Here is a 1,127-nt window from a genome sequence, read left to right on the forward strand (position 1 = left end):
AAGACATTTGGGGTGCTTTAGGCTGAGATGATACCCATTGAACCTGATACAGTTAAGACTGGCGAAGGGAAATGTGAAAAGGTTTTTTTCGTATGTCGAAAGAAACTGTTTAATCTTGTAAGCTAAACTCTAATTCTCGTTTGTAATTGGAGTTTTTTTGTTTATCAAAAGAGGATAGGCTTGACGGCAAGTCTTTCGGTAGCTCTCCTAGAATGCCCCACTTTTCTTTAAAAAGGTCAAGTAAAACTAGGATTTTCTTGGTATTTTGTTGATTACGAACGAGTAAAGAGAGGAAAAGTAAATATGGAAACACAAGACTATGCATTTGAGCCGGGTTTGACCGTTGGAGAATTATTAAAAAGCAATCAGAAGGATTGGCAGGCTGCAATCAATCATCGTTTTGTTAAGGAACTTTTTGCGGGGACAATTGAGAATAAGGTCTTTAAAGACTACCTGATTCAGGATTATCATTTCTTTGATGCCTTCTTATCCATGCTGGGTGCCTGTGTAGCTCACGCAGACCAGCTTGAATCCAAACTTCGTTTTGCCAAGCAATTAGGCTTTCTTGAAGCAGATGAAGATGGTTATTTCCAAAAGGCTTTCAAAGAGTTAAAAGTAGCAGAGAATGACTATCTAGAAGTGACCTTGCACCCTATAACAAAAGCGTTTCAGGAGCTAATGTATTCTGCTGTGACTTCATCAGACTATGCTCATCTTTTGGTCATGCTGGTCATTGCAGAAGGTCTCTATTTAGACTGGGGTTCTAAAGATTTGGCACTACCTGAAGCCTATATTCATTTGGAATGGATTAATCTCCACAGAGGTCCTTTCTTTACAGAGTGGGTTCAATTTCTGGTTGACGAACTCAATCGTGTCGGGAAAGGTAGAGAAGATTTGACAGAACTTCAGGAACGCTGGAATCAAGCAGTTGCTTTAGAATTAGCCTTTTTTAATATCGGTTATGAATTATAGGACAGATTCAATACTTTTATGTAGATTAAAAGAATGAACAAACAAACTATATAAATATATTTTCCAGTCAAATATCTTGCTAGGGCTTTCAAATTCTGTTATACTGGTCCAGTAATAAAATAATAAAGACATTTGGGGTGCCTTAGGCTGAGATG

1 protein-coding gene and 1 riboswitch are annotated in these 1,127 nt (G+C 37.8%); the gene reads left to right on the forward strand.

Annotated features, from left to right (window positions below):
* Positions 1-87: riboswitch (TPP riboswitch) on the forward strand. This riboswitch is flagged as partial in the annotation.
* A 216-nt stretch (positions 88-303) separates the two neighbouring features.
* Positions 304-972, forward strand: a complete 669-nt coding sequence (locus GMD1S_RS08000; protein WP_000449807.1) for a TenA family protein — start codon at positions 304-306, stop codon at positions 970-972.
* Positions 973-1,127: the final 155 nt, after the last annotated feature.

Source organism: Streptococcus sp. GMD1S (genome assembly GCF_000296875.1).
In the GTDB taxonomy this organism is placed as follows: domain Bacteria; phylum Bacillota; class Bacilli; order Lactobacillales; family Streptococcaceae; genus Streptococcus.

Bases quoted from the DNA above. Each gene is read 5' to 3' on its own strand.
- GMD1S_RS08000 (WP_000449807.1), top strand. From the start codon at position 304: ATGGAAACACAAGACTATGCATTTGAGCCGGGTTTGACCGTTGGAGAA.